Source organism: Kribbella amoyensis (assembly GCF_007828865.1).
Lineage (GTDB): Bacteria > Actinomycetota > Actinomycetes > Propionibacteriales > Kribbellaceae > Kribbella > Kribbella amoyensis.
In genome coordinates, this window is sequence record NZ_VIVK01000001.1 from 830,590 (window position 1) to 855,624 (window position 25,035).

Sequence of the window (25,035 nt, forward strand, 5' to 3'; positions counted from 1 at the left end):
GATGGCGTCACTCGTCGAGGACCTGCTCCTGCTGGCCCGCCTCGACGCCGGTCGGCCGCTGGACCGTCGCGCCGTCGACCTGACCCGGCTGGCGACCGACTCGGTGGCCGACGCGCGGATCGTCGGCCCCGAGCACCGCTGGGCGTTGACCGTCCCGGCCGAACCGATCCTCGTCCTCGGCGACGAACAACGGCTCCACCAGGTCGTCACCAATCTGCTGACCAACGCCCGCCGGCACACCCCACCCGGGACCACCGTGACGGCCGTACCCGCGACTCCGGCGGCTCCGGCCTCGGGCTCTCGCTGGCCCAGTCGATCACCGAGGCCCACGGCGGTGCCATCGTCGTCAGCTCCCACCCCGGCGACACCCGCTTCACCCTCGCCCTACCGCGCTGACCTCCAGCAAAGGGGCCGCTGGCAACCACCAGCGGCCCCTTCCGACGTCGGTCAGACGGTCAGCGCCTTCTCGGCCTGGGCGGCGAGGGCAGTGGCGCGGTCGTCGTCCGAGGCGCCGTCGGCGATCAGGACGGCGTACCGGAACGTCAGGGTGGCGCCTGGCTCGAACGGCAGTTCCTCGGAGAAGAACGGGGCCGGGCAGACGGCCGCGAAGTTCTCCGAGCGGACGAACCACTGCGGCGGATGCCGTGGGTTGTCACCGGCATCGACGATGAGCACGGTGGACGCGCGGTCGGTCGAGTCGTGCTTGCCGGAGAACCCCATCCACGGCGCCTTCTGGCCCCGCAACTCGTCACCACCACTGCCTTGTGGAGCGAGGATCGTGCCGCCGGTGAAGGACCGCGGACCCCGCCAGAAGAACCCGCCGTACCCCGCGTTCTCCCGGCCCGCCGTCGTCGGGCTGCCGATCTGCACGGTCTCGGGCGACACGTTCCGCGTCGTGGTGCGGTAGACCAGCACCCACCCGTCCTCGACCAGCCGCGCCTCGAGGACGCGCTCCTCGTCGGCCACGTGCGCTCCGGCCTGGGTGTGCCAGGCCAGCTCGTGCCCGAACCGGACCACGTCGTCGGCGACGTCGAGCTGAGTGATCCGCTCGTGGTCCATCGAGCCGTTGTTGTCGAGCTGGCGGTACCCCGTCTCCAGCGAGAAGGTCCGGCCACCCCAGAAGTTGTCGTGACCGAAGTGCGGCAACGACCAGGCGAGACCCTTGTGCCAGACGTGGTCGTGCGGCCGGAACACCGTGACCAGGTCCCCGCTCACCGTGCGCATCGGGTGCAGGTACGGCCGGGGTGCCTCCAGCTGCGCGTCGGTCGGTTCGTAGACGTAGGTGAACAGCTCGGTCTCACCGGCGGTGACCTGGATCGACTTGCCGACGGCGTGGTTGCAGCCGAGGGACAACGTCATGACGGGGAGTTCCTCTCGTTGGTGGCCCACGGTGCGCCGATCTCGCCGAACAGGGCCAGGTCCTCCGTCGCCTGGCTGACCCACTTGCTGACGTCCTGCACCATCGGGTGCCGATCCAGGCCCTCGCCCTCCCAGCGGACCAGGGCCGGATCGATCGCGGCCGGTGGCGGTGAGGTCCGGATCGCTTCGAGGATCCCGGTGAACCCGCCCGTCTCGGCCAGCGGCGCGAGGAGGGGTACGGACGGGTCCGCCCGGTGATCGAGGAGGTTCCCGAGCAGGTCCTCGCGGTCGTACTGCGTGATCGTGGTGTCGCCGTCGACGGTGAGCTCGATCTGGTCCAGCCGGTACCGCAGGACCGCTCGACCCTGCGAACCGTGCACGATCACCGCCGGCTCGAAGTCGGGCACCTCCGCACAGAGCGAGACCGCGGTGAGCAGCGTCGTCCCCCGGCTGGTCCGGATCCGCACCGTGGACGTGTCGTCGGACTCGACCGGGTTCGCGCGGTAGAGCTCGGTCTCCACCGACACGATCTGGTCGGACCGGCCGGATCCGTCCACCAGCAAGGCGGTCGCGGACGCGTGCGCGAACGCGTTGGTGACCGCGCCGTCGACGACCGCGATGCCGTCGAGCATCCGCTTCCCGGCCCAGCGGGACCGCTGCCAGTACCGGTCGGTCCGGATCCAGGCGCCGACGGCACCGATGCCGCGGACCTCGCCGAGCCGGCCGTCCGCGACCCAGCTCGCCAGCGTGTGCGCGGCCGCGGATCCGTGGCTCTGGAAGCCGACCTGGCAGATCCGGCCGGTCTCGGTCACGACCGCGGACAGCTGCTCGAACTCGGCCAGCGAAGCAGCCGGCGGCTTCTCCAGCAGCACGTCGGCCCCGGCCCGCAACGCGAGCTCGGCCAACGGGACATGGGTGTGAATCGGCGTGCTGATCACGGCCACGTCGATCACCTGGGCCGCGAGCAACGCGCTCAGGTCGTCGTACGTCGGGGTGCCGGGCGGCAGGTCGTCGGCCGCCGGCGGATTCGGGTCCGCGATGGCGACCAGCTGGACCCGGCCGTCGGCGGCGTACTCGGTGACGCGGCGCAGGTGGTTCGCGCCGTAGCCGTGGACGCCGATCAGGGCGACCCGCGGTACGCCGGTGGGAGTGGAGGTGGACGCGGAGGAGGCCGCGGCCTCCGGCTGGACGCCGGAAGCCGCGGCTCGGGACCCGGTGCCGCTCACCGGGAATCAGTTGCCAGAAGCAACGTCACGGTCTACTTCAGCTCCCCGTTGAGTTCGTCGATGAACGCCTGCGCCGCCTGGTCTGGCTTCATCCGGCCGAACATCACCTCGGTGGTGTAGCGCTGGATGATCTTCTCGACCTGGCCACCACCGACCGGCGGTGGCGGGGACGGCTTGCCGAGCTCCTTCGCGATGCCCTGGACGAAGGTCTGCGAGGCGGCGTCGGCCGGCTGCAGCTTGCTCGCCACGGCGGCGCGGATCTCGGTGTTCGGCGGGACGCCCCGCTCGGCCAGCAGCAGGTTGCCCGCGGCCGGGCTGTTCGCCAGATAGCTGACGAACTCCGCCGCCTCCTTCTGGTGCTTGCTCCGCGACGAGATCGACCAGAACATCGAGCCCTTGTAGTAGGCGCCGTTCTCGGTCGCCTTACCGGTGACGCTGGGCAGCCGGAGCAGCTTGAGCTGCTGGCCGGCCGCCTTGCTCAGCGCGTTGAGCTGGTTGCTCCAGGCGTACGACATGGCCAGCTTGCCGGTCGCCATCCCGGACTGGTCCAGCGGCGCGTTCATGTCCTGCGAGGTGAACTCCGCCGACGGCGTCGCCTTCATGTCCCGCAGCTTGAGCAGGTTGGTGTAGAACTCGGTGACGCCCTCCTTGGTGACGCCGAGCTTGCCGTCCTGGGTGAACAGCGACTCGCCGTGCTGGCGGGACCACATGTTCAGGCTGGCGTCGTTGGTGCCGTACGCCGCGGTGCCCCAGCCCTTGCCGTTGAGCTTCTGGCTGATCTCGGCCGAGATCTTCGCGTAGTCGTCCCAGGTCCAGGTGGTGTCGTCCGGGATCGCCACCCCGGCGGCCTTGAAGACGGCCGGGTTCGCCACGATCGTGAACGCGTTGATGCCTGCGTTCAGCCCGTACAGGCCGCCGTCGAACTCGCCGGCGCCCAACGTGTCCGGCTCGAACTTGCCGGTGTCCAGGCCCTCGGCCTTCTTCAGGTCCAGCAGCGCGCCGCGGTCGGCGTACTCGCGCAGGTACTTCTCGTCCATCTGGATGATGTCCGGCGCGTCGTTCGCGGCGACCGTGGTGGCCAGCTTGTCCCAGTACCCGGACCACTCGCCGAACTCGCCCTTGATGTCGACGTTCGGGTGGTCCTTCTCGTACTGGTCGATCACCTGCTGGGTGATCTTGTGCCGCGTGTCGGACCCCCACCAGTTGAACCGGAGGGTGACCTTGCCGTCCGCGGACGCGCCGCCGCCGGAGTCACCCCCACAGGCGCTGGTGGCCAGCAGGGTGGTGGCGACCGCCACCGCGGCGAGGGCCCGCAACGCCTTGCCGGGCGGTGCGGAGATTCGGATCGGCCTCATGGTGAACCTTTCTTGTGGCAGGGGGCCTGCACTACTTGATGCCGGTGGTGGCGATGCCCTTGATCAGGAACCGCTGTCCGAGCAGGAACGCGAGGAAGACCGGCACCAGGGACACGACGGACATCGCGAACAGCGATCCCCAGGACGTGCTCGCGGTGGCGTCGACGAACGACCGCAACGCGACCGGGACGGTGTACATCTTCGGATCGGTCAGGTAGATCAGCTGGCTGAAGAAGTCGTTCCAGGTCCAGATGAACGTGAAGATCGTCGTGGTGGCCAGCGCCGGCACCATCAGCGGCAGGATCACCCGCAGGAAGATGCCGGCCTTGCCGCAGCCGTCGATCCGCGCCGCCTCGTCCAGCTCCCGCGGGATCCCCCGGATGAACTGCACCATCAGGAAGACGAAGAACGCGTCGGTGGCGAGCAGCTTCGGCACCACCAGCGGCAGGAACGTGTTGATCCAGCCCGCCTGCGAGAACAGGATGTACTGCGGCACGATCACCACGTGGATCGGCAGCATGATGGTGACCAGCATGATCGAGAACCAGAACTTCTTCCCGGTGAACTCCAGCCGGGCGAACGCGTAGGCCGCCATCGAGCAGGACACCAGGTTGCCCAGGATCGCGCCGAACACCACCGCCGCCGAGTTCAGCAGGTACCGGGTGAACGGCTCGGTCAGTGCGTTCCAGCCGACCCGGTAGTTGCTGATCTCCAGATCGCGGACCAGCAGCCCTGGTTCGCGGAAGATCTCGTCGCCCGGCCGCAGCGAGCTGACGACCATCCAGATCACCGGGTACAGCATCACCAGCGCGGACGCGGCCAGCAGGAGATGGATCAGTACCGGGCGGATCCGCCGCCACCCGACCGACAGGCTGCCGCCCGACGTCAACGGCCGGCTCATGGTCTCAGTCGTCATAGAACACCCAGTACTTCGAGGCGACGAAGTTCGCCGCGGTGAAGACCCCGATGATCACGAGCAGGAACCACGCCATCGCCGACGCGTATCCCATGTCGAAATTGCCGAAGCCACGGTCGTAGAGGTAGAGCGTGTAGAACATCGTCGAGTCGGATGGCCCGCCCGTTCCGCCGGAGACCACGAAGGCCTGCGTGAACGACTGGAACGCGTGGATGATCTGCAGCACCAGGTTGAAGAAGATGATCGGGGTGAGCAGCGGCATCGTGATGCTGAAGAACCGGCGCAGCACCCCGGCCCCGTCCACCGACGCGGCCTCGTAGTACATCGCCGGGATCTGCCGCAGCCCGGCCAGGAAGATCACCATCGGCGCCCCGAACGTCCAGACGTTCAGCACCACCAGGGTGCCGAGCGCCGTACTCGGGTCCGAGATCCAGCCCTTGCCGGCGATGCCGAAGGTGCCGAGCACCTGGTTCAGCAGCCCCTCGGTCCCGAACACCTGCTTCCACAGGATCGCGATCGCGACACTCGAGCCGAGCAGCGACGGCAGGTAGAAGACCGAACGGTAGAACGCCATCCCGCGGACCCCGCGGTCCAGCACGACCGCCAGCAGCAGCGCCACCGCCAGCTGCAACGGGACCGACACGAACACGTAGGTGAAGGTGACCCGGAGCGAGTTGTGCAGCCGCTCGTCGGACAGCATCCGGGTGAAGTTCTCCAGCCCGATCCACTGCGGCGCCTGGATCAGGTTGTAGTCCGTGAACGCGAGGTACAGCGACGCGATCATCGGCCCGATCGTGATCAGGAACAACCCGAGCAGCCACGGCGACAGGAACAGGTACGCGGCGAGATTGTCCTTTTTCTTCTTGCCTGGCGGTCGGCCCCGCCCGAGCGTGCCCAGGGCACCCAGCGCACTCATACTTACTTGCCTCCGGAAAGCTCGGAACCTCTGGGAAAGCGTTTACCCAGAGCGGTCAAGTTAGCCGAGCCGGCGGGCTCCGGCAAGAGTTCGCCGGCCGATTCGATGACCGAATCCGGACAGCTGCGAAGTCTTGACAGGACAAAGTCGCAACAGGACAGTACTGCACATTTGGCAACCGCTTTCCCTTGCCTGGAGGGTCCATGCACCGTCGTACGTTCCTGACCGGATCGCTGACCACACTCACCGCGAGCACGCTGGTGCCGGGCACCGCGGCCGCGGTCGCCACCGAGTCACCGGTGGACGAGGACTTCCTGAAACTCCTCACCAGCGCGAACGAAGCGCAGATCGCGCTCGTGCTCGGCAACTACCAGAACGCTTCCGACAGCGTCCGAACCGTTGCCCGCAAGGGCCGCCGGCTGATCGCGGGGTACACGTGGGGCCGGTCGAAGTACCACCACGACGCGGCGTTGCTCGAACCGCTGCGGTTCCTGGTGGAGAAGCTGCGAACGATGCAGCACGACGACGGCACGTACGACTCCGGCAACCTGCACTCGCCGCCCGACAGCGCGTTCGCGATCCAGGACCTCTGCATGATGTGGGCCCTGCTCGACACCGACGACCAGGCCGCCACCCAACCGCACCGCACGACGCTGGAAGCCGTTCTGCGCAAGGCGGGCCCGGCGTTGGCGGGCGGTGGTGTGCACACTCCCAACCACCGTTGGGAAGTTTCCGCCGCACTCGCCCGGACGCATCATCTGTTCCCCGATCGCCGGTACGCCGCGCGGATCGACGACTGGCTGGACGAGGGCATCGACGCGCTGCCCGACGGCATCTACAGCGAGCGCAGTTCGACCTACGCCTCCGAGGTCACGAACCCTTGCCTGCTGACGATCGCGTGGTTGCGGAACAAGCCCGACCTGCTCGGGTACGTCCGCCGCAACCTCGCGTCGACGCTGTACCTGCTGGAGCCCAACGGCGAGGTCGACACCACGGCGTCCCGGCGACAGGACCAGACCCGGATCCGGGACGTCTGGTGGTACCTGACCCAGTTCCGCGAACTCGCGCTGCTGGACCGCAACGGCAGGTTCGCGACCGTTGCCAAGGACATCGAACGGCGTGGGACCGGCGAACTCGGTGACTTCCTGGCCGAGGTGCTCGAACGGCCCGAACTCGCGGCCGAACTGCCGAAGCCGGTCGCGGTGCCGGACGACTTCGTCCAGGAGTTCCCCGCGCAGGCGCTGGCCCGGGTCCGGCGTGGCACGCGGACGGCGACGTTGTTCGGCGGGACGGACTTCCACGACATCCCGGTGATCGCGTCCGGGCTGTCGACGAACCCGACGTTCTTCAAGCTTCGCCAGGGTGCCGCGATCCTCGACTCGGTCCGGTTGTCGCCCCAGTTCTTCAGTACCGGCCATTTCCGGAGCGACGGGTTGCGCCGGATCGGGCCACGGACGTTCCAGCTCGCCGACGAGGTGAAGGTTCCGTACCACCTGCCGCTGCCGAAGCGGTACCGGCGCAACGACGGCCTGTACGCCCTCACCCTGGACGGCCGCTTCTACGCCTCGATGGACTTCCCGCACCGGCCGAAGCAGTACCGCACGCTGCGGACCACGGTCACCGTGGCCGAGGTGGCGAGCGGGTTCGACCTCACCTTCGATCTCACCGAGTCCGAGGTGCCGTTCGCGATCGAGCTCTGCTTCCGGCCCGGTGGCACGTTGTCGGGCGTCGACCAGCTCGATGCAGGAGGCAACTACCAGCTGGCCGCCGGGACCGGGGCATACACGGTCGGCGCGGACCGGATCGAGTTCGGTCCGGGCAACGGCGCGACCCGGGTGAGCGCTACACCCAGCTCAACGGCAGCCTGGTCCCGGACGGGCTGCGCGTCTACCTGACCGGCCGCGCGCCGAGCCGGTACACCCTGCGGCTGCGGACCGCCTGAACCAGGGAACCGGCGGCCGCCACGACGACGGCCGCCGGTTCGTTCAGCTCAGTCCATCCGGACGGTCGTCTCCAGCGATCCGCCGTGCGGAATCCGCAGGACGTGCACCCGGCGGCGCTGGTCGCGCAGGTAGGTGCGGCTCGACGTGCTGAGCGACGCGGCGAGCTCGGTGGACCAGGTGATCGTGATCGTCGTACTGCCGCGGCGGATCTTCAGCCCGGACGCGGTGGCGGTGCGGGACTCGTTGTACGGGACCGCGGTGCCGTCGGAGAAGGTGACCTCGTCGCCCGGCTGGAGGACCAGCGGGATCTGCTCGGTCGCGGCCGACGTGGCCCGGACCCGACGGGTGACGGACGCCCGACCGATCACCAGCTCGGTCGCGACGGAGTTGTCGGCGGTCCGGTAGCGGACCAGGTCCGCCGCCGGGTACTCCGCGATCAAGTTGCCCTCGGCATCGGACTTGCCGGACAGAACGGTGGCCCAGGCGCCGGTGGCGGTCTGCTGCGCGTGGATCACGGTGCCCGCCTTCGGGTGCCAGAGGAACCCGGTGCCCGCCTTCACCACGCTGCCGGGGCGGGTGCCGAAGAACGCGCCGAGGTACAGCCCCGGCCGGCGGACGTAGAGGTAGTCCTGGTTCTCCACGTCGTCGCGGCGCAGCTCGGTGAAGGTGTCCTTGCGCAGGTACGGAACACGGGCGATCGCGGCCTGCTTGTCCTGCCGGCTCGGCATCGCCTCCCCGAACGGCGCGTGCGCGATGATCCGCGGCGACGTGTCCTGCTTCGCCAACGCCGGGACCGGGGCGGGATCCGCGGCCCAGGCCGCCCTGGTCGCCGCCCGGTCCTCGCGAGACGTGAAGAACGCACCGAGGTCGGGGACCTGCGGGACGAAGAAGCTGCCGAGATTGGTCCGGTCCGGATCGGGGACCACGTCGTCGTAGTACGCGGTCGCGGTCCGGTCGGAGACCGCGTAGTACGTGAGCCAGCCGGAGCCGTCGGGTTCGCGGAGCAGGTTGTACCCGAACCACTCGGTGAAGCGCCGCGTCATCGTGACCAGCGCCGGGTTCTTCGTGTGCAGGTACAGCTCGGCCATCTCCGGGAGCATCACCTCGAAGTTGTAGTTGATGTCCATGCCGCGCGGATCGTAGAAGAAGCCGACCGGGCTCTGCGCCCAGCGCGCGACGAACCGGATCCGCTCCTGCAGCCGGAGCTGGAGCGCGTGGTCGGGCAGCAACTTCAGTGCGAGCGCGGCACCGGCGACGCCCGCGACGGCCTGGTTCGTGTACTTGAACGGCTCGTCCCAGACGACGGTGTTCGCGGGATCGAGGTACCAGCGGACGCCCTTGCGCAGCGCGGCCTCCAGCTCGGTCCGGCGCTGCGGCAGAGCGTTCGCCTGACGGAGGTTCGCGAGGGTCTTGGCCAGGTAGCCGAGGCCGAAGCCGCTGGACGCCTTGCCCCGCTCCCCCGGTGAGTACTCCGGCCAGGAACCGTCCGCGTTCTGCAGCCGGAGGTAGTGCTGCAGCGCCGCGTCCAGGCGGGCCAGCAGTGCGGCGTCGCGGTGGTACGGGTTCCACGCTCGCTGGTTGGCGTAGAACCAGCTCAGCGTGAACACGTGCTCCTGGATGCGGGAGTTGTACGGCTGCGCGGGCGTCCGCCACCAGCCGCCGGCCATGAAGCCGTACGTCGCGGGATCGGTGTCGACGATGTCGTTCGCCATCGGGGCGAGGATCCGGAGGTACCCGGCGAAGCGCTGCTCGAGCGGGGCGAACAGGTGGCGGTCCGGGGCGCCGGCGGGCAGCGGGGTGAGCAGAGGCAACGGGCCTCCTGACTGGGCTCCGGTCTCCGCCGCGGTGCTCGCGAGGGCCGGCAGGGACGGGGTGAGGGCGGCAGCTGCGGCTGTGGTCAACAGGGTACGGCGAGTCAGGGACATGTTCGGAACTTTCGGCCCGGCGAACCGGGACCGTCAAGAGGATGCGTTAGCTAATTCGTATTACTTGAGCACTTCGGTCTTGACGTGCTTCGATCGGCGCCCTTACGGTTCCGGGCAATACGTATTATCAAAGGAGGGTGTGACGATGCGGTTGACCCAGCGGGACATCGCCCGGCTGGCTCGGGTGAGCCAGACGACGGTGTCGCTGGTGCTGAACAACCGCACCACCGCGTCCGCCCGGATCCCCGCCGAGACCCGCGAGCGGGTGCTGAAGGTGATCCGCGAGACCGGGTACGTCGCCGATCCGCTGGCCCGCCGGCTGCTCCAGCAGCGCAACCAGATCCTCGGCGTGTTCACCTACGAGTCGGTGTTCCCGAGTGCGAGCGCGGACTTCTACCACCCGTTCCTCAACGGCATCGAGGAGAGCGCCGAGGAGCTCGGCTGCGACCTGCTGCTGTTCACCAGCGCACCGGTCACCGCCGACGGCCGGCGCCGCGTCTTCCACGACAACAACCGGCTCCGGATCGCCGACGGCGCGCTACTCCTCGGCCGCTGGATCCCCGGCGAGGAGCTGAGCCGCCTGGTGACGGAGAAGTACCCGTTCGTGTCCGTCGGCCGCCGCGACGATCCCGACGACGGCACCACCGTGCCGTACGTCGGCGCCGACTACACCAGCGCGACCGCGACGCTGACGGCCCGTGCCTTCGAGCTGGGGCACGAGCGGGTCGCGTTCGTCGGTCCGGGTGAGGGCGCCGAGTCGTCCGCCGATCGGCTGCGCGGGTTCCGGTCGGTCTCGCCGCGTGGTGCCCATGTTCCGTCGGCCGGCCGCGAGCTGACCGACGTGCTGCACGAGCTGCTCGGCCAGGACGTCACCGCGGTCTTCGTGGAGGACCTGGCCGACGCGGACGCGCTCGCCGACGCGGCGCGGTGCCGGGGGCTGTCGGTCCCGGGCGACCTGTCGGTGATCGCGCTCGGTGACGCCAGCCGGCCGGTGCCGAGCGACGCCGACTACTCGGGGTTCCACATCCCCCGCAAGGAGATGGGCCGGCAGGCGGTCGGGTTGCTCGAGGCGATCCTGTCCGGCGACCCGGCCGAGCCCCAGCAACTGTTGTCCTGCGAACTCGTCGAGGGAAGCACCCTCGCAGAACCGAGAGGTCTCTAGATGGAAGCGGATGTCCTGGTCATCGGCGGCGGGCTCGGCGGGGTCGCCGCCGCCCTCTCCGCCCTGCGGGCCGGCCGACGGGTGGTGATGACCGAGGAGTTCGACTGGATCGGCGGCCAGCTGACCAGTCAGGCCGTCCCACCCGACGAGCACACCTGGGTCGAGCGGTTCGGCGTCACGGCGTCGTACCGCGAACTGCGGGACGGCATCCGCGACTACTACCGGCGGTACTACCCGCTGACCGAGGCGTCCCGGGCGGCCGCCGAGCTCAACCCGGGCGCCGGATACGTGTCGAAGCTGTGCCACGAGCCGCGGGTCGCGCTCGCCGTACTCGAGGGCATGCTCGCGCCGTACCGGGCGTCGCGCCGGCTCCAGGTGCTGCAGCCGTACAAGCCGGTGTCGGCCTCGACCGACGGCGACCGGGTCACCTCGGTGGTGGTGCGGCACCGTGACACCGGCGAGGACCTGACCCTGACCGCGCCGTACGTGCTGGACGCGACCGAGACCGGCGAGCTGCTGCCGCTGACCGGCACGGAGTACGTGACCGGGTTCGAGGCGCAGGGCACGACCGGGGAGCCGAGCGCACCGGCCGAGGCGCAGCCGCTGAACATGCAGGCGGTGTCGTACTGCTTCGCGGTGGACCACGTGGACGGCGACCAGGTCGGGGACAAACCGCCGAACTACTCGTTCTGGCGGAACTACCAGCCCGCGTTCTGGGGCGACCGGATGCTGTCCTGGAACGCGCCCGACCCGCGCACGCTGGCGACCTCGCGCCGGACCTTCACACCGAACCCGGACGACGACCCGCTGGCCGTGGTCGCGGACCAGCGCCGGACCGGTGGCGACACGAACCTGTGGACCTTCCGCCGGATCGCGGCCCGCCGGCACTTCCTGCCCGGGGCTTACGCGAGCGACATCTGCCTGGTGAACTGGCCGATGGTCGACTACCTGGAGGGTCCGGTGATCGACGTGCTGGACGCCGAGACGCACCTGCAGGGCGCGAAGGAGCTGTCCCAGGCGGTGTTCTACTGGCTGCAGACCGAGGCGCCCCGGCCCGACGGTGGGACCGGGTTCCCCGGGCTGCGGCTGCGCGCGGACGTGGTCGGCTCGGCCGACGGGCTCGCGCAGGCGCCGTACATCCGGGAGTCGCGCCGGATCGCGGCGGAGTACACGATCGTCGAGCAGGACCTGGCCGTCGCGGTCCGCGGCGACCGGGGCGCGGTCGAGTACGAGGACAGCGTCGGGGTCGGGATGTACCGGATCGACCTGCACCCGTCGACCGGCGGCGACAACTACATCGACGTGGCCAGCAGCCCGTTCCGGATCCCGCTCGGGGCGCTGATCCCGCAACGGGTGGACAACCTGCTGCCCGCGAGCAAGAACCTCGGCACCACCCACATCACCAACGGCTGTTACCGGCTGCACCCGGTCGAGTGGAACATCGGCGAAGCCGCCGGTCTGCTCGCCGCTTTCTGCCTGGACCGGGGCGTGAGCCCACGCGCGGTCCGCAACACCCCCGCGCTGCTCGGCGACTTCCAGGCCCGCCTGGTCGCCCAGGGCGTCGAACTGAGCTGGCCGGACGTCACCGGCTACTGATGGAGGACTGACCGATGAAACTCCCCAAGCTGAAGCTGTCCGGCCTGACCGCGGCCGGGGTGGCCGCGGCGCTGCTCGCCCTGGCCGGCTGCGGGGGCGGCTCCGGCGACGAAGCCGCTTCCGGACCGATCGACCTGCGGATGACGATCTGGAGCGCGAACGCCAAGCACACCGCGCTGTTCGACCAGATCGCCGCCGCGTACAAGAAGGACCATCCCGAGATCGGCAAGATCACCTTCGAGTCGATCCCGTACGAGAACTACACCACCACGCTCACCACCCAGATCGGCGGCGGCAACGTGCCCGACCTGGCCTGGATCCTGGAGAGCACGGCACCGGACTTCGTCACCTCGGGCGCGCTGGCGCCGATCGACAAGGACGCCGATCTGTTGCCGACCACAACGACCAACTGGGAGCAGGACGGTCAGCTGTACGCGTACCCGTTCTCGACCTCACCGCTGGGCGTCTTCGTCAACACCGACCTGGTGACGGCGGCCGGACGACCGACGCCGGCCCAGCAGGTCGCGGCCGGGACCTGGACCTGGGACCAGGCGATCGCGACCGGCGCCGCGGTGCAGAAGAGCGGCAAGGGCGGCGTCGTGGTCGGCGACTTCGACTTCAAGGGCTGGGACGCGCTGAACTCGATCTGGGCCGGCTGGGGCGCGCGGCCGTGGAGCGAGGACGGCAGGACCTGCGGGTTCGACCAGCCCGAGATGGTCGCCGCGATGACCGCGATCCACAAAATGGTGTTCACCGACAAGGCGATGCCGGGTCCGGGCGTGACCAAGGACTTCTTCGCCGGTGACGCCGCGATGGTGCTGACCCAGATCAGCCGGGCGGCGCTGCTGGAGAAGGCGAAGTTCAAGTGGGACCTGGTCCCGCTGCCGAAGGGACCCGCCGGGGAGTACTCGGTCGTCGGGCAGGCCGGGATCGGGGTGCTCAAGCGCGGCAAGCATGTGGACGCGGCGAAGGAGTTCCTCGCCTACTTCACCAACCAGGAGAACTCCGCCAAGCTGGCCCAGTTCTTCCCGCCGCCGCGCAAGTCCCAGCTCACCACCGACGTGCTGGCCAAGGCGAACCCGTTGCTCAAGCCGGCCCAGCTGCAGAGCGTCGTGATCGACGGCATCGAGCGCGGTGACATCAAGACCAGCCACGTCGGGTACGCCGAGCTCCAGCAGACCGTGCGGGCCGAGCTCGACCCGCTGTGGAAGCCGGACGCCGACGTCAAGGCGGTCATGTCCGGCGTCTGCGCCAAGATCAACCCGTTGCTGGCGAAATGACCCTGCTCGCCGACAAGCCCGCCGCGGTGGCCGACACCGGGCCGCGGCGGGCGCCGTACTGGACGATGCGGCGGCGCGACGAGCTGGCCGGCTGGCTGATGGTCGCGCCGCAGCTCGCCGGGATCGTTGCCTTCGTCATCGTTCCGCTCGGGCTGGTGGTCTGGTACAGCCTGCACGAGTGGAACGTGCTGGCCGGCACCTTCGACTTCGTCGGCGGCGCGAACTACGAGCAGCTCGCGTCCGATCCGCGGCTCGGTCCGGCGCTCCGGGCGACCGGGATCTTCTCGGCCGGCCTGGTGGTGCTGAACCTCAGCCTGGCGTTGTTCCTCGCGGTGCTGCTGAACCAGAAGCTCCGCGGCACCGTGGTGTTCCGGACGCTGTTCTTCTCACCGGTGGTGGTGACACTGGTCGCCTGGACGATCGTGTGGGGCTTCCTGCTGCAGGACAACGGTGGCGTCAACGCCTTCCTCGACCTGCTCGGGATCGACGGGCCGAACTGGTTGCGCGGTTCGACCACGGCGATGATCTCGGTGATCGTCGTGCAGTTGTTCAAGGGCGTCGGCCTGAACATGGTGCTCTTCCTGGCCGCGCTGCAGGGCGTACCGGCCGAGCTGTACGAGGCGGCCCGGATCGACGGCGCGTCCGCGTGGGCGCGGTTCCGGCAGGTCACGCTGCCGCTGATCAGCCCGACGATCCTGCTCACCTCGATCCTCACGATCGTGGGGTCGCTGCAGGTGTTCGCGCAGATCGCCGTGCTGACCCAGGGCGGGCCGGGGACGTCGACGACGGTGCTCGTGTACTACCTGTACCAGCAGGCCTTCCAGTTCCATCACTTCGGCTACGGGGCGACGCTCTCGCTGCTGTTGTTCGTCATCGTGCTCGCTCTGACCGTCCTGCAGTGGCGGATGCGCAAGAGGTGGGTCTTCCATGAGTCGTAGGTCGAAGCTGGTCGTCTATGCGGTCCTGCTGGTCTGCTGCGTGCCGTTCGTGTTCCCGACCTGGTGGATGGCGACCACGTCGCTGAAGCCGGTGAGCGAGATCTTCGCGTTCCCGCCATCGCTGTGGCCGAAGGATGCGACCCTGGACGCGTACCGGCAGGTGTTCGAGCTGCAGCCGTTCGGCCAGCAGTACCTGAACAGCCTGTACATCGCGGTCGTGGTGACGGCCGGGACGCTGGTGGTGTCCTCACTGGCCGGGTACGCCTTCGCCCGGATCCCGTTCCGCGGCGCCGGCGTGGTGTTCGTGGTCGTCCTGGCCGGCCTGCTGGTGCCGAACGAGGTGACGATCATCCCGCTGTACCGGATGTTCGACGGCCTCGGCCTGGTGAACACACACTGGCCGCTGATCCTCATCCCGGTCCTCGGCGCGCCCAGCGTGCTCGCGACGTTCATCATGCGGCAGTTCTTCATCACCCTGCCGCGCGAGCTGGAGGAGGCGGGCCGGGTGGACGGGCTGGGCCGGCTCGGGCTGTTCTGGCGGGTGGCGCTGCCGCTGGCGAAACCGGCGATCGGGGCGGTCTCGATCTTCACCTTCCTGCACAGCTGGAACCTGTTCCTCGAGCCGATCGTGTTCCTGTCCAGCAAGGACAAGTTCACCATCCCGCAGGCGCTGACCCAGTACGTCGACGCGTACGGCGGCGCGATGTGGAACGTCCAGCTCGCGGCCGCCACCCTGTCGGCCCTGCCGGTGCTGATCGTCTTCGTGCTCGCCCAGCGGCAGTTCGTCGAAGGCCTCGCCCAGACCGGCCTGAAGGGTTAGAGGTCGCGGCCCTGGGCGCGGCCGGTTCCCTGGGACCGGTCGCGCCGGACCTCCTCGGAGGTCGTGCCGGACGCGGCCTGGCCTGTCCTCGGGGTGGGGTTGGAGGCAGCGCGCACCGCGTTCGCCAGCTCGATGGCGTCGGCCGTCGACCGGTCCGCCTGGACGTGGGCGGCAGAGATCGTCCCGACACCGGCCTGAATCCCGGGAAGGGTCTGTCTGATGCTCGCGGCCCGCCCGGCCCGCGCTCCGGCCTGGCCTGGCCCCCAGTAGTTCACTTCACCGACCTCGTAGACCAACGGCTGGATGCTGGTCCGTGCGGCGTCCAGCCGCTGGGTTGTTCTCTCGGCTCCCCGGCCGGCGACCTCGATCGCGGCTTCCAGCCCCGCCAGCCGCTCCCGTAGCCCGGCCGTCGGTTGCGCGGACCCGTCGCCGGGCAGCTTCTCGAGCTGGTCGAGGTACGTGGTGGCCTGGTCGAGAGCCGCCGCACCGGAGGTCAGTTCCTCGCGCAGCGTGTCGACCCCCCTTTGCGCGTCGGCCAACGCGCTGTGGATGATGCCTGCTTGGTACTGCGCATGGGAGTAGGTTTGCCGATCCATCTGCGGGGGCGACGCCTCGGAGCCGGCGGCCGACCGATCGGTTTCCGCGGCCGTCGGCAGTGCCGGCAGTTCGACCAGTGCTTTCTCGGCCTCCCACAGCCGCCCGTCGCTCTCCTCGGCAGCCGCCACGGCGCGGCCCAACCGGGTCCGCACCGAGGCCACCGCGTTCAGGGTCTTCTCGGCCAGGTCGGTGGCCCGCTCACCGGGCTGCGCGGTGGTCTGCTCCTGGGGGCTCATCGGCCGGCCTCCGTCGGGTCGGCGGTGATCGCCTGATCGTCGGCGGCCAGGGCCGCACGGAGGCCGTCGGCCACGGTGCGGATCTCCTCGCGCGCGGCGCGGAGTTCGGGGTCCGGGGCGGCCTCGTCCAACGGCGGATTCTGCACGGATTGGGTTCCTCTCCAGCGATCGACGTCTGCGCGAGGCTAGGTCACCGATGCGGCTGGTTCGTGCCCTTTGCGTGAACATCTCCGGAGAGTTTCGTGAAAGGGCCCGCCCGGCACCGAGCGTGACGATTCGGTCCCCATCCGTGCACAGCGGGATATCGGCGGGGCGTCGGCGGTTGCTCCGGACAGCGGGCGGGTGATACTCCTGGCTGCGAACGATGGTTCTGCCAGCAGCCATCTGCCTCCGCGCTCACAGGCGGCGGCGCCCGCGGCAGCCTGCCCAGCTTCTCCAGGCGGCCGACAACTGAAGGAGCCCCCAGATCGTGGCTGACGAAGGCACAGATCTGTCCGTTCACATCGACCGTCCTGGCCCGTACGCGCTGGTCCGCCTCGCCGGAGACGTCGACATCGAATCCAGCGGTGAGCTGACCGAGACGTTGAAGGCGGTGCTCGCCACCCTCGGGACCGCGCCGCTCGTCATCGACCTGGCCGAGGTGGAGTTCATGGACTCCAGCGGCCTCGGGGTCCTGGTCGGCGCGCACAAGGAAGCCGAAGCCCAGGGCGGCTCGCTGGAGCTGGTGAACCCGCATCCCCGGGTCACGAAGATCCTGCGGATCACCAAGCTGCACAAGGTCCTGACCGTCCGCGAGTCCCTGGCCGACGCGACGGCGGCCAACAGTGACGTCTGAGCTGTCGTCCGAGACCACACCGGACCTGCCCAGGACCGAACGTCCCCGCAGCGAACGCTCCCGCAGCGAAACCGCTGTTGCCGAGCGAGCTCGAGCCGAAGCAACCTTGGGCACAGAGGTCGCCTCGGGTACCGAGGTCGCCTCGGGTGCCGCGGCTGCCTTGGGTGAGGCGGCGCGGGTCGAGGGTGCGCTGGCCGAGGCGGGGTCGGCCATGACGGCTCCGGCGCGGGTGCGGCCGGAGCTGGTCGACGAGATCGCCCAGACCGTCGCCGGGTCGCTGAACCTGCGCCGGATGGTCCTGCAACTGCTCACCGCGGTCCGGCCGGAGCTCGCCGACTGGGCGATCGTCGTCCTGGCCGATCTGCGCGGCGGCGCCATCCGGGTGTACGGCGGCGACGACGTCGGGACGAAGACTCGGGTCACCCGGCGCGCGCTCAGCGGTACAGGCCTGGAACGCATCCTGCGCAGCGGCCGGAGCGAGCTGCTGCACGTCGCACTGGAGCTGGCCGACGACGAGAGTCTCAGCACCCTGATCCCCGACGGCGAGCTCCGCCGGCAGGCCGCGTCGCTGCGGCCCGTCGACGTCCTCGGTCTCGGGCTCACCGCCCGCGGTACCACGCTCGGCGCACTCATCGTCGTCCGCGGCCAGGGCAGGGGGTACGACGAGACCGACGTCGCCACCGCCGAGCAGCTGGCGAGCCGGGCCGCGCTCGCGCTGGATTCGGCCCGGCTCTACGAGGAACGCAGCCAGGTCGCGCGGGCCCTGCAGTCCAGCCTGGTCCCGCCGCCGCTGCCCGTCGTCCCCGGGATCGACTTCGCTTCCCGGTACCGCGCCGCGGCGGAGCATCTCGACATCGGCGGGGACTTCTTCGACGTGTACGGCGCCGGGGACGACTGGCTGGTCGCCCTCGGCGACGTCGCCGGCAAGGGCGTGCACGCGGCGGTTCTCACCGGCCGCGCGCGGCAGAGCATCCGGACCGCGGCGTACTTCGAGCGCCGGCCCGGACCGTTGCTCTCAGCCCTCAACGCGGTGGTCTACGAGGATCGGTCCGACCGCTTCATCACCGTCGTCTGTGCCCGGGTCCGGATCGTGCCGGCCGGGCTGGAGGTCGACGTCGCGGTCGCCGGGCACTCGGCACCGCTGGTCCTCCGTGCCGGTGGGTCGATCGAGCAGGTCGACGTCGAGGGCACCGTCGCCGGAGTCCTGGCCGAGGTCGAGTACGAGTCCACCACGGTGCTGCTGCGGCCGGGCGAGACGATGCTGATGTTCACCGACGGCGTCGAGGAGGCCCGCGGTGCGCGCGGCTTCTACGGGCTGGAGCGCGTGATCGAGCTACTGACCGAGTACGCGGGCGCCGGCTCCGAGGCGATCGTGTCCGCGCTGGAGCAGGACGTGGTCGAGCACCTGGACGGACGGCCGCACGACGACATCGCGCTGCTGGCGATCACCTGCCCGGGTGAAGCGTGACCGGGGGTACGCCGGTCGTCGCGGCGTCCGGTGACGCCGGGGTCCGGCTGGGCGAGTTGCGCGCGGAGTTCGAGGGCGCGCTGGCGGCGACCGACACGGTCGCGGCCGTCGCGTTGATGGAGCGGGCGTTGGCCGACCAGGTGGATCCGGTCCGGCTGCTGGTCGACGTGATCGCGCCCGCGCAACGGCAGGTCGGCGTCCGCTGGCAGCAGGGTGAGTGGTCGGTCGCGGAGGAGCACGCCGCCACCGCGATCGCCGTCGCCGCTACCGAAGCCGTTGCCCGCGTGGTTCGCGCGACCCCGGTCACGCACGGACGCGTCGTCGTCGCCTGCGCGGAGCGGGAGTGGCACGCGCTGCCCGCGATGATCGTGGACTGCGCGCTCCGGGCGAACGGCTGGAACACCACGTTGCTCGGTGCCTCGACGTCACCGGTCCGGCTCAGCCAGTACCTGCAGGACCTCGGTCCCGACGCGCTCGCGGTGAGCTGCTCGATGCTCGGCGCCCTGCCGACCACGCGTCGCTTCGTCGAGGCGGCCACCTCCGCGGGTATCCCGGCGGTGGTCGGTGGGGCCGCGTTCGGGCCGGATCCGGACCGCGCACTGGCCCTCGGCGCGACCGCCTGGGCCCCCGACGCGGAGTCCGCGGTACGGGCCATCGGCAACCTTCCCGCGGTCGTCCCGGCCGTCGAACCGCTCCCCGCCGAACCCGCCGCCGAGCAGGCCGCGCTCGAACTGGACCACCGCGCCCTGGTCGCCGAGATCGGTACTCAGTGGCGGGCGGATCCCGAGCTCGACATCCGTGACGACGCGGTGCAGCAGACCCTGCACTCGGTGTGGGCAGCCCTGCTGACCGGGGACACCCGGCCGGTGCCGGAGACCGCCGAGTGGATCAGGATCCTGCTCACCGCCCGGGCCGCCGATCCCACCCTGGCCGCGGACCTGGGTGCCGCGACGGCCGCGGTACTGCGGGACTATCCGTTGGCGCACCGATTGGTCAGTACTACCTGGCCGACCAGCTGAGCGACTGTCCGCGGTCCGTGGCAGAGTTGAAGGTCCACGGAGAGACAGGAGCAGGGTGAGCTTTCACGCGGCGGTTTTCATCGCGGTCAGCCTGGACGGGTTCATCGCCCGCGAGGACGGGTCCATCGACTGGCTGACCGAGCGCGGCGAGCAGGCCGGCGACACGGGGTACGACGAGTTCGTCGCGACCGTCGACACGATGGTGATGGGGCGCGCCACGTACGAGAAGGTGCTGACGTTCGGCACCTGGCCGTACGAGGGCAAGCAGGTCGAGGTCCTGAGTACGACGTTGCCGGCCGACGTGGACGAGCGGATCATCGTCCACCGCACCCTCGACGGGCTGGTCGAGACGTTGAACGACCGTGGCGCGCAGCGGATCTACGTGGACGGCGGCCGGCTGATCCAGACGTTCCTGCGGGCCGGTCTGCTGAACGAACTGACCATCACCACGGCACCGGTACTGCTCGGCCGCGGCCTGCCGCTCTTCGGCGACCTGGACGGCGAGATCGAGCTCAACCACAACGCCACCCGCACCCTGAAGGCCGGCTTCGTCCAGTCGGACTACACGGTCCGACGCTGACTCGACCGACCGGCCGGCCGGTACTGGCCGGCCGGTGGTCAGCGTTCGAGGGAGTTGTCCTGCGACTCGCCGGACAGCCGACTGGCCAGCTTGTCGGCGGATCCGGGCTCGACCTGCTGATCGACCGGCGTCGGGTTCATCGCGGCCTGGGCCGTGCGCGCCAGGTCCTCACCGCGGGCGGCCGCGGCCGAGAACTGCGAGGTCGAGTCCTCCAGCCGTTCGGCCATGTCCCCGAGCGTTCTCCGGCCCGCCTGGGCCTGCTCGGACACATCGCGATGGGTGTCGGTGATCAGGGCCTCGGCGGCACCCCGGCTGGCCTGCGTGACAGGAGCGCGGAGCGTTTCGAGCTCGGACTGCGCCCGGACCAGCCGGCTGTCCACCTCGGTCAGCTGGTCCTGTGCCGCCACGACCGCTCCTTGGAGCCCGCCTAGCCGCTGGTACAGCTCGTTGACCTCGTCGGTCTGCCCTTGCGGGAGCTGGCCGAGCTCCTCGAGCGCGTCGCGGCCTTCCCGTACCGCCAGACCGGCCCTGTTCAGGTAGTCGCCGATCTCCTCGACCTGGGTCCGGGCGCCCTGCAGGCGCTTGTTGATGTCGTCACCGACCTCCGACGCATACCGCAGGAAAGTCTCAGGCTCGACCTCGACGATCTCGCGCACCTTGGCCGCGTGCCCGGTGAGTTCGTCGATGTCGTTCTCGCTCCGGATCAGCAGCTTGCCCAGCTCGGCGGAGTCCTCCGCCGCGATCCCGACCATCGACCGCGCCCGGATCAGCGCCGTCGCGGCGTGATCCGTCAGATCGACCGCCCGCTCCTCGGGCGTCATCGTCATGCCCCGGCCTCCGGTGCCTTCTCGTCCTGGCCGGCCAGCCGGTCGTCCTCGGCGAGGGCCCGGCGCAGGATCGCCTCGACCTCGCCGAGATGGTTGCGCGCGGCCCGCAGCTGCTCGAGCGAGGCCCGGCTCGCCGCGTCGGCGGGCGGCTCAGGGGACTGACCCGGCTGGGACGCCCGGGGTCCAGGTGGTGGTGCTGCCACGGCGGTACTTCCTCTCGGCCGGCCGATCGGTTCGCCGAGCGTAACCCGGGGCCGGTCCACCTGCTCCGGCCGCCTTTCCACCGCAGCCGGTCGTTGCCGCCGGCCACTGGCTGGAAATTCGCTGGCGACCACTCAGGGCGGGCAGCGTCGTCCATGCACAGGTGGCCCGCACCGACACCTTTGTGAAGGGATGCAACCGCAGTAAGTACTCGACGTACGTGCAGGTAGCGTATTCGATCATGGCGAACTACCAGTACTACCCCAGCCCCGTTGAGTCCAACCAGACGGAGATTAAATGCGGGTTCTGACATGACCTGGTCCTGAGCCAGACGCAGCCGCGCATCGAGGTGTGGCCGATCGTCGTTCCGGACAGGCCCGATGAGTACAACCTCAAAGCTCGGATCCTCCTGGAAGGAACCCACCAGGCTGGGCTGGATGCCACTGGAGATCCGTGGGGAGTAGAGGTCTGGCTCGAGGACGGGACACCACTCTCAGGGCGGGGCAGTTCCGCCGGCTACGGGAACGACGACATCGACATCACCGCGGGGTTCGACCCCCTTCCCGCGGGCAGCCGGGTCGGCCGGGTCTCGGTCCGCAACAAATCTGTAGGGGAGTGGAGCATCACGCTTCCTACGGCCGAGAGCAAAGCCGGCCCAACTCGCAGCTAGCGCCACCTGGTCCGGGCCGGCGACACTCATCGTCACCGGCCCGGGCCGGCCTCATCGCTCCAAACCGGACCCGGTCCAAAACGCTCCCTTCCGACGGAATACTGATCCTCACCTGACCAAGCGACCGGCCCGCAGCATCCGTTCTGCTTCGGCCATCAGCTCATCCCAGGTGGTGCTGCGCCGTGGCGCCGGCCAGTCGCCGCTGTAGACGTGACGGGGTTGCGGCGGCTGAATCGCGGATCCGAGCCGGGCTTCGGCAACGATTCTCGCCGCGGGCAGCAAGGTTCTGCCGTCAACGGGCCGGGGATCGCTGGTGACGACCGATCGAGAAGGAGATTCGTGCGGCGACATGGATGGGACTGCTGAGGCGTTGCGCTGGGCGCAGAACCATGCCGATGTCAGTCCACCAATTCCCAGGACCGGTTCTCAGGCACCCAGCGTCCAGCCACCGGCCCCGCGAGCAACGGATCGACGAACGGCTTCACCAACTTCAGCGCATCCTCGAGCTCCACGGCCTGCAGACCAACAGTCCGCCGTGCCTCGGATCGGTAGCCTCGAGTCCAAAGCTCAACGTCGGGAACGTCGAAAGACTTCGGGAGCGTCAGCGTTCGGCGCCTGGCCTCCTTCACGAATGCCCGCCGCTGGAGGTCGGCAGGCACGCTGCTCTGCTGCGTGATTGCCACAAGATCGATCAGATCCTTGTACCGCGTGGACGGCCGGCCGCCATGCGTCTCCAGGATCGCGCAGACCTTGTCCGCAACGTGATCCACCAGCGGATACGCCCGCCAGAGTGTGTGCTCGCGATCACCGACGTTCAGCGCCGTCAGCGGGTGTACCTCGTCCGGCTCGCCGATCATGACCACGCCGTCGGCCACGAGATCCACCTGGAAGGCGGCCCACAGCTTCGTCCCGATGAACGACCGCAGACCGACCCGGGCCGCCTCGGCCCCGGCAGCCTGCACCGGCCTCGACTGCGCGACCTCGAACCGCATCCAGTCAGCGATGTCGAGCGCAGCCGCCTCTCGGACCATGCGCTCGACATCCACGATCTGACCCGGTCGGTAGATGTCGATGTCGATCGTGTGACGCACCGAGACCCGCCGCGCGAGCAGAGCGGTCGCCCCCTTGATGACCCATTTGCTGTCGAGTCGGTACAGCCGCTCGACGAGTTGGTCGTAGGCGTACTGACGCTGGAGATCGCCGAGCCGCCAGCGTCCGTCCTGCGCCAGCATGCGCAGCTGATCGGTCACGGCGGCACGCGCTGAGTCCGGCGTCTTGTACCGGCGCCTAACCTCGCTCATGCGTCACCACGACCGACTGGTCGAGCTGCCTGGGCAATCCAGGTCGCCTGGTCGGGATCGCCGCTCAGTTCGAGGAGCCAGCGCAGCAGACCCAGCCCGTCGCCGGATCGGAAGCCGTGGGAGAGGGCATATGGCGCGACGGCCGCAGCGACATCGGCCGAAGACTCCAGGCCGGCTCGCAGTGCGTCGGCGATGATCTGACCGACAGCGCCGGGATCCTCCCGCTCGGCCAGCAGATCTGCGGCGATCCGTCGCGGCCTGGTCACCGGCAGACCGCCGCGCCTGGTCCAGTCGGCGTCGTCGAGACGGGCCCGGTGCAGCCGCACATCTGACCGTCGAAGCTGCTTTCGCTGGGGCAGCGTGAACTCGTGAATGTCGGCCGGCAGCTGGCCGAGCCCGAACAGCTCGGCGGCCGAACGATGGGAAACCACGCCCTGCGCCGCCGATCGTTCCCACGCCGGCGTCGCGGGATCGAGCTGGATCCACGCCGCACGAAGCTCCAGATGCTCCACGGCGCCGCTGCCTTTCAGGCGGTAGACGCCGGTCCCGGCCCGCTCGAAGACCCCGTTGCGCACCTGCCGCGCCAGTGTCGATTTGGCAATCCCCGTCGCCTCGACCTGCTGGCTGGTCACGAGACCCCACTGCTCATCGGCTAGCGAGAGCACCGCTGACCACGTCGTCGATCTGAGCACTACTTCACTTTATAGCGTTATCGCGACCAAATGAAGTAGCGAACAGGCCCGACGCTTCAAAATGTAGCGATAACGCTATATTTTGAAGTAGCAGCCGGGTGCGCGCCGCTGATCGACGAACGTGCCGTGCCCGGCTAGGCACCTAGCGAGAACCGCCGAGTCAGGCCAGCCGAAACCCGCTGATGCGGGCCAGCGGACGGCCAACTCCGCTGAGCCCCTGAGTCACGTTGCGTTTGTTGCGTTTGTTGCGGTACTGCAGTTGTGGTCGCTGATGAGCGCCGGCGATCCACGAGGAGGAGACCACATGAGTAACGCAGCAGAATCTGTTCCCGTCCCCCGGACGCTTCCGAGGTACAGACGGCTGATCTCGCGCTGCGACGCGTCCAGCGCTACCTGTCCACCCATGCCGACGAGCGTGCGATTCGCGTGGTGGTCGGCGGGGATCCTGACGACACCCTCTCTCTGCCGCGAGGAGCTGTTGAGCTTCTTGCAAGCGTCCTTGCGCACATGGCCGCCGGTCGAGGCGTGTCGGTGGTTCCGGCTCATGCCGAGCTCACAACCCAGAAGGCCGCCGATCTCCTGAACGTGTCCAGGCCGTACCTGATCGGTCTGCTGGACGCCGGGGAGATCGAGTACCGCAAGGTCGGGAAGCACCGCCGGGTCCGTGTCGACTCCCTGCTGGACTACAAGCGCAAGGACGACCAGAAGCGGCGCGAGGTCGCCGACGAGCTGGCCGATCTCAACCAGGACATGGGTCTGTACTGACGTGCCGTTCATCGTCTTGTACCACGCCAACGTTCTCTCTCCGAACCACGTAAGGGACATGCTCATCCGGGTCGCCCATGCCGGTTTGGTCCAGGCCAAGTGGACCGACCGGATCCTCGATGAGACCTTTCGCAACCTCAGAGCGAATCGCCCCGACCTCGATCCGGACAAGCTCGATCGCACCCGCAAACTGATGAACGACGCGATCGACGACATCCTCAAGGCCCTTGATCACTGTGGGCTGGTCGGAAGCGTCGCTGCATTGCGGGAGTGACTGTCTCAGCGTTCCAGCTAGCAATCAATCACCCGGCACGCACGCCCACCCCTTCAACAAGTGGCGGCGGAGGTGCGACGGAGGAGCGCCGGTAGCTGGGGGTGGGGAGCTGCGACGGAGGAGCCGCGGAGGCG

26 protein-coding genes are annotated in these 25,035 nt (G+C 69.3%); 13 read left to right on the forward strand and 13 right to left on the reverse strand.

Annotated features, from left to right (window positions below; genetic code table 11):
• Positions 1-7: 7 nt before the first annotated feature.
• Entirely contained in the window at positions 8-199 is a 192-nt protein-coding gene (locus FB561_RS38480; protein WP_238334636.1) for a hypothetical protein, read from the reverse strand.
• Here FB561_RS38480 and FB561_RS39165 point away from each other — a divergent pair.
• Complete coding sequence (locus FB561_RS39165; RefSeq protein ID WP_420371354.1) at positions 139-396, forward strand: ATP-binding protein; 258 nt, start codon at positions 139-141, stop codon at positions 394-396. The genes FB561_RS38480 and FB561_RS39165 overlap by 61 nt on opposite strands.
• A 51-nt stretch (positions 397-447) precedes the next feature.
• Here FB561_RS39165 and FB561_RS38485 read toward each other — a convergent pair whose 3' ends face one another.
• From FB561_RS38485 to FB561_RS04020, 5 genes are read right to left on the reverse strand one after another with little or no spacing between them, the layout of a single operon-like run.
• Positions 448-1,359 carry a DUF6807 domain-containing protein gene (locus FB561_RS38485; protein ID WP_145803131.1) on the reverse strand — a complete coding sequence of 304 codons (912 nt, stop codon included), beginning with the start codon at positions 1,357-1,359 and terminating at the stop codon, positions 448-450.
• Positions 1,356-2,585 (reverse strand): Gfo/Idh/MocA family protein, encoded by a 1,230-nt coding sequence (locus FB561_RS04005; protein ID WP_145803133.1) that lies wholly within the window; start codon positions 2,583-2,585, stop codon positions 1,356-1,358. The genes FB561_RS38485 and FB561_RS04005 overlap by 4 nt, the downstream gene beginning before the upstream one ends.
• A 32-nt stretch (positions 2,586-2,617) precedes the next feature.
• Entirely contained in the window at positions 2,618-3,940 is a 1,323-nt protein-coding gene (locus FB561_RS04010; protein ID WP_145803135.1) for an ABC transporter substrate-binding protein, read from the reverse strand.
• A 31-nt stretch (positions 3,941-3,971) separates the two neighbouring features.
• Positions 3,972-4,856 (reverse strand): carbohydrate ABC transporter permease, encoded by an 885-nt coding sequence (locus FB561_RS04015; protein WP_145803137.1) that lies wholly within the window; start codon positions 4,854-4,856, stop codon positions 3,972-3,974.
• The gene (locus FB561_RS04020) at positions 4,846-5,772 is read right to left on the reverse strand and encodes a carbohydrate ABC transporter permease (protein ID WP_145803139.1); all 927 of its coding nucleotides are present in this window, start codon (positions 5,770-5,772) and stop codon (positions 4,846-4,848) included. Before FB561_RS04020 ends, FB561_RS04015 begins: the two co-directional genes overlap by 11 nt.
• Positions 5,773-5,975: 203 nt before the next feature.
• Here FB561_RS04020 and FB561_RS04025 point away from each other — a divergent pair, with 203 nt between their 5' ends.
• The gene (locus FB561_RS04025; protein ID WP_145803141.1) at positions 5,976-7,667 is read left to right on the forward strand and encodes a hypothetical protein; all 1,692 of its coding nucleotides are present in this window, start codon (positions 5,976-5,978) and stop codon (positions 7,665-7,667) included.
• 95 nt (positions 7,668-7,762) lie between these two features.
• Here the strand turns inward: FB561_RS04025 and FB561_RS04030 are convergent, their stop codons facing one another.
• Positions 7,763-9,640 (reverse strand): hypothetical protein, encoded by a 1,878-nt coding sequence (locus tag FB561_RS04030; RefSeq protein ID WP_145803143.1) that lies wholly within the window; start codon positions 9,638-9,640, stop codon positions 7,763-7,765.
• Positions 9,641-9,785: 145 nt separating this feature from the next.
• On the opposite strand from FB561_RS04030, the gene FB561_RS04035 reads away from it, so the two are divergent.
• The 5 genes from FB561_RS04035 to FB561_RS04055 are packed head-to-tail and all read left to right on the forward strand — an operon-like array spanning position 9,786 to position 15,436.
• Positions 9,786-10,802: a LacI family DNA-binding transcriptional regulator gene (locus tag FB561_RS04035; protein WP_145803145.1), complete on the forward strand. Its 1,017-nt coding sequence runs from the start codon at positions 9,786-9,788 to the stop codon at positions 10,800-10,802.
• Positions 10,803-12,398 (forward strand): FAD-dependent oxidoreductase, encoded by a 1,596-nt coding sequence (locus FB561_RS04040; protein ID WP_145803147.1) that lies wholly within the window; start codon positions 10,803-10,805, stop codon positions 12,396-12,398.
• Positions 12,399-12,412: 14 nt separating this feature from the next.
• The gene (locus FB561_RS04045) at positions 12,413-13,678 is read left to right on the forward strand and encodes an ABC transporter substrate-binding protein (protein WP_145803149.1); all 1,266 of its coding nucleotides are present in this window, start codon (positions 12,413-12,415) and stop codon (positions 13,676-13,678) included.
• Complete coding sequence (locus tag FB561_RS04050) at positions 13,675-14,616, forward strand: carbohydrate ABC transporter permease (RefSeq protein WP_170284570.1); 942 nt, start codon at positions 13,675-13,677, stop codon at positions 14,614-14,616. The genes FB561_RS04045 and FB561_RS04050 overlap by 4 nt, the downstream gene beginning before the upstream one ends.
• Complete coding sequence (locus FB561_RS04055; protein ID WP_145803151.1) at positions 14,606-15,436, forward strand: carbohydrate ABC transporter permease; 831 nt, start codon at positions 14,606-14,608, stop codon at positions 15,434-15,436. Before FB561_RS04050 ends, FB561_RS04055 begins: the two co-directional genes overlap by 11 nt.
• On the opposite strand, the gene FB561_RS04060 is transcribed toward FB561_RS04055, so the two are convergent.
• Both FB561_RS04060 and FB561_RS38915 read right to left on the reverse strand, forming a co-directional pair.
• Entirely contained in the window at positions 15,433-16,269 is an 837-nt protein-coding gene (locus FB561_RS04060; protein WP_145803153.1) for a hypothetical protein, read from the reverse strand. The genes FB561_RS04055 and FB561_RS04060 overlap by 4 nt on opposite strands.
• Positions 16,266-16,400: a hypothetical protein gene (locus FB561_RS38915; protein WP_272952529.1), complete on the reverse strand. Its 135-nt coding sequence runs from the start codon at positions 16,398-16,400 to the stop codon at positions 16,266-16,268. Before FB561_RS38915 ends, FB561_RS04060 begins: the two co-directional genes overlap by 4 nt.
• Before the next feature lie 338 nt (positions 16,401-16,738).
• Here FB561_RS38915 and FB561_RS04065 point away from each other — a divergent pair, with 338 nt between their 5' ends.
• The 4 genes from FB561_RS04065 to FB561_RS04080 all read left to right on the forward strand — a co-directional run bounded on the left by FB561_RS04065 (position 16,739) and on the right by FB561_RS04080 (position 20,171).
• Positions 16,739-17,104, forward strand: a complete 366-nt coding sequence (locus FB561_RS04065; RefSeq protein WP_170284571.1) for an STAS domain-containing protein — start codon at positions 16,739-16,741, stop codon at positions 17,102-17,104.
• Positions 17,105-17,210: 106 nt separating this feature from the next.
• Positions 17,211-18,572, forward strand: coding sequence for a PP2C family protein-serine/threonine phosphatase (locus tag FB561_RS04070; protein WP_238334637.1), 1,362 nt, complete (start codon positions 17,211-17,213; stop codon positions 18,570-18,572).
• Entirely contained in the window at positions 18,569-19,591 is a 1,023-nt protein-coding gene (locus tag FB561_RS04075; protein WP_238334638.1) for a cobalamin B12-binding domain-containing protein, read from the forward strand. The genes FB561_RS04070 and FB561_RS04075 overlap by 4 nt, the downstream gene beginning before the upstream one ends.
• Positions 19,592-19,646: 55 nt before the next feature.
• The gene (locus tag FB561_RS04080) at positions 19,647-20,171 is read left to right on the forward strand and encodes a dihydrofolate reductase family protein (RefSeq protein ID WP_145803157.1); all 525 of its coding nucleotides are present in this window, start codon (positions 19,647-19,649) and stop codon (positions 20,169-20,171) included.
• Between the two features lie 38 nt (positions 20,172-20,209).
• On the opposite strand, the gene FB561_RS04085 is transcribed toward FB561_RS04080, so the two are convergent.
• The 4 genes from FB561_RS04085 to FB561_RS04100 all read right to left on the reverse strand — a co-directional run bounded on the left by FB561_RS04085 (position 20,210) and on the right by FB561_RS04100 (position 23,862).
• On the reverse strand, positions 20,210-20,998 hold the full coding sequence (locus FB561_RS04085; RefSeq protein WP_145803159.1) for a hypothetical protein: 789 nt from the start codon (positions 20,996-20,998) through the stop codon (positions 20,210-20,212).
• A complete protein-coding gene (locus FB561_RS04090; protein ID WP_145803161.1) occupies positions 20,995-21,201 on the reverse strand; it encodes a hypothetical protein in 207 nt (68 codons plus the stop codon). The genes FB561_RS04085 and FB561_RS04090 overlap by 4 nt, the downstream gene beginning before the upstream one ends.
• A 1,066-nt stretch (positions 21,202-22,267) precedes the next feature.
• Complete coding sequence (locus tag FB561_RS04095) at positions 22,268-23,119, reverse strand: nucleotidyl transferase AbiEii/AbiGii toxin family protein (protein WP_170284572.1); 852 nt, start codon at positions 23,117-23,119, stop codon at positions 22,268-22,270.
• A 47-nt stretch (positions 23,120-23,166) separates the two neighbouring features.
• Positions 23,167-23,862, reverse strand: a complete 696-nt coding sequence (locus FB561_RS04100; RefSeq protein ID WP_145803165.1) for a type IV toxin-antitoxin system AbiEi family antitoxin domain-containing protein — start codon at positions 23,860-23,862, stop codon at positions 23,167-23,169.
• Positions 23,863-24,369: 507 nt separating this feature from the next.
• Here FB561_RS04100 and FB561_RS38490 point away from each other — a divergent pair.
• Together FB561_RS38490 and FB561_RS04110 are read left to right on the forward strand one after the other, a co-directional pair.
• Positions 24,370-24,627 carry a helix-turn-helix domain-containing protein gene (locus tag FB561_RS38490; protein ID WP_238334639.1) on the forward strand — a complete coding sequence of 86 codons (258 nt, stop codon included), beginning with the start codon at positions 24,370-24,372 and terminating at the stop codon, positions 24,625-24,627.
• Position 24,628: 1 nt separating this feature from the next.
• On the forward strand, positions 24,629-24,901 hold the full coding sequence (locus FB561_RS04110; protein WP_202880538.1) for a hypothetical protein: 273 nt from the start codon (positions 24,629-24,631) through the stop codon (positions 24,899-24,901).
• Positions 24,902-25,035: the final 134 nt, after the last annotated feature.

What these genes read in the sequence shown, in the direction of transcription:
- FB561_RS38485 (WP_145803131.1), bottom strand. Translation starts at nt 1,359, where the DNA reads ATGACGTTGTCCCTCGGCTGCAACCACGCCGTCGGCAAGTCGATCCAG.
- FB561_RS04010 (WP_145803135.1), bottom strand. Translation starts at nt 3,940, where the DNA reads ATGAGGCCGATCCGAATCTCCGCACCGCCCGGCAAGGCGTTGCGGGCC.
- FB561_RS04015 (WP_145803137.1), bottom strand. Translation starts at nt 4,856, where the DNA reads ATGACGACTGAGACCATGAGCCGGCCGTTGACGTCGGGCGGCAGCCTG.
- FB561_RS04020 (WP_145803139.1), bottom strand. Translation starts at nt 5,772, where the DNA reads ATGAGTGCGCTGGGTGCCCTGGGCACGCTCGGGCGGGGCCGACCGCCA.
- FB561_RS04025 (WP_145803141.1), top strand. Translation starts at nt 5,976, where the DNA reads ATGCACCGTCGTACGTTCCTGACCGGATCGCTGACCACACTCACCGCG.
- FB561_RS04030 (WP_145803143.1), bottom strand. Translation starts at nt 9,640, where the DNA reads ATGTCCCTGACTCGCCGTACCCTGTTGACCACAGCCGCAGCTGCCGCC.
- FB561_RS04035 (WP_145803145.1), top strand. Translation starts at nt 9,786, where the DNA reads ATGCGGTTGACCCAGCGGGACATCGCCCGGCTGGCTCGGGTGAGCCAG.
- FB561_RS04040 (WP_145803147.1), top strand. Translation starts at nt 10,803, where the DNA reads ATGGAAGCGGATGTCCTGGTCATCGGCGGCGGGCTCGGCGGGGTCGCC.
- FB561_RS04045 (WP_145803149.1), top strand. Translation starts at nt 12,413, where the DNA reads ATGAAACTCCCCAAGCTGAAGCTGTCCGGCCTGACCGCGGCCGGGGTG.
- FB561_RS04050 (WP_170284570.1), top strand. Translation starts at nt 13,675, where the DNA reads ATGACCCTGCTCGCCGACAAGCCCGCCGCGGTGGCCGACACCGGGCCG.
- FB561_RS04055 (WP_145803151.1), top strand. Translation starts at nt 14,606, where the DNA reads ATGAGTCGTAGGTCGAAGCTGGTCGTCTATGCGGTCCTGCTGGTCTGC.
- FB561_RS04060 (WP_145803153.1), bottom strand. Translation starts at nt 16,269, where the DNA reads ATGAGCCCCCAGGAGCAGACCACCGCGCAGCCCGGTGAGCGGGCCACC.
- FB561_RS04085 (WP_145803159.1), bottom strand. Translation starts at nt 20,998, where the DNA reads ATGACGATGACGCCCGAGGAGCGGGCGGTCGATCTGACGGATCACGCC.
- FB561_RS38490 (WP_238334639.1), top strand. Translation starts at nt 24,370, where the DNA reads ATGGCCGCCGGTCGAGGCGTGTCGGTGGTTCCGGCTCATGCCGAGCTC.